This window comes from Flavobacterium sp. UBA7680, from assembly GCF_002482975.1.
Classification (GTDB): domain Bacteria; phylum Bacteroidota; class Bacteroidia; order Flavobacteriales; family Flavobacteriaceae; genus Flavobacterium.
This window is the reverse complement of sequence record NZ_DLHA01000001.1, coordinates 3,809-4,719: the sequence shown is the minus strand read 5'-3', so window position 1 is coordinate 4,719 and position 911 is coordinate 3,809. Positions and strand designations below refer to the sequence as shown.

Annotated in this window: 1 pseudogene; it reads right to left on the bottom strand. The window is 35.5% G+C overall.

Going from position 1 to position 911, the window contains the following annotated elements:
* Positions 1-911: pseudogene (gene rpoB, locus B3C18_RS00045) on the bottom strand (DNA-directed RNA polymerase subunit beta); the annotation flags it as partial.

Sequence of the window (911 nt, the reverse complement as noted above, 5' to 3'; positions counted from 1 at the left end):
GTAAGCACTTGCTTTTCCATTGGGATATCTAAACCAAGTTTTTTGTTCATTCTGTAACGACCAACTTCACCTAAGTTATAACGTTGATCAGAGAAGAACAATTTATCTATAATACCACGAGCAGTTTCCTCATCAGGCGGTTCAGCGTTACGCAACTGACGGTAAATGTGCTCTACAGCTTCTTTTTCAGAGTTTGTTGGATCTTTTTGTAATGTATTGTGGATAATAGCATAATCTGCTTGGTTATTATCCTCTTTGTGTAACAAAATAGATTTAACGTTAGAATCGATGATTTCTTCAACATTATCTTTGTCGATAATTGTATCACGATCAAGGATGATTTCGTTACGTTCGATAGAAACTACTTCTCCAGTATCCTCATCAACGAAATCCTCATGCCATGTATTCAATACACGTGCAGCAAGTCTTCTTCCAATATATTTCTTAATACCAGTTTTAGAAACTTTAATTTCTTCTGCTAAGTCGAAAATTTCAAGGATATCCTTATCTCTTTCGAAACCGATAGCACGGAATAAAGTTGTTACAGGTAATTTTTTCTTTCTATCGATATAAGCGTACATTACGCTGTTGATATCTGTAGAGAATTCTATCCAAGATCCTTTAAAAGGAATTACTCTTGCAGAATAAAGTTTAGTTCCATTTGCGTGGAATGACTGTCCAAAGAAAACCCCAGGAGAACGGTGTAATTGTGATACTACTACACGCTCAGCACCATTGATTACAAAAGTACCGCTAGGAGTCATATAAGGTATTGTTCCAAGATATACATCTTGTACAATAGTTTCAAAATCTTCGTGTTCTGGATCTGTACAGTATAGTTTTAACCTGGCTTTTAAAGGCACACTATAAGTAAGACCTCTCTCTATACATTCTTGAATTGTATAACGTGG